This window comes from Dyella jejuensis (assembly GCF_044904675.1).
Classification (GTDB): domain Bacteria; phylum Pseudomonadota; class Gammaproteobacteria; order Xanthomonadales; family Rhodanobacteraceae; genus Dyella_B; species Dyella_B jejuensis.
The window spans coordinates 1-336 of sequence record NZ_JADIKJ010000090.1 but is presented as its reverse complement, the minus strand read 5'-3'; the positions used below and the strand labels follow the sequence as shown (position 1 = coordinate 336).

General features: G+C 72.9%; 1 protein-coding gene. It reads right to left on the bottom strand.

From position 1 onward, the window contains the following. The coding region (locus ISP15_RS18435; protein WP_404549472.1) for a hypothetical protein at positions 1-233 on the bottom strand (233 nt) is incomplete at its 3' end. Positions 234-336 lie beyond the last annotated feature (103 nt).

Here is a 336-nt window from a genome sequence, read left to right as displayed (position 1 = left end):
AGCTGGTTCACAAGGTAGTCGCTGCCCAGGAAGCCGCTCATCGTGGCGAAGCGCGGATCGGTCTCGACCAGGTACGGGCTGCCGCTGCCGGGGTGGATCGTATACAGGCCATTGCCGGGGAGTTGAAGGGGGCCCAGCGGAGCGGTGCGGTCGCCGACGGTGGGTGCGCCGGGGCCGGGCTGGCCGGTGAGCGGCACGCCGCCGGCGTTGGCGCCGAGTCTCACGCCGGTCACGGGTTGGCCGTCGGCGCCCACGACCGTGTTGTGGATGGTTGGCGCGCTGATGTCGAGGGCGTGGCCGGCGCTCAGGTGCGCATCGGCACCGGGGCCGACGGCG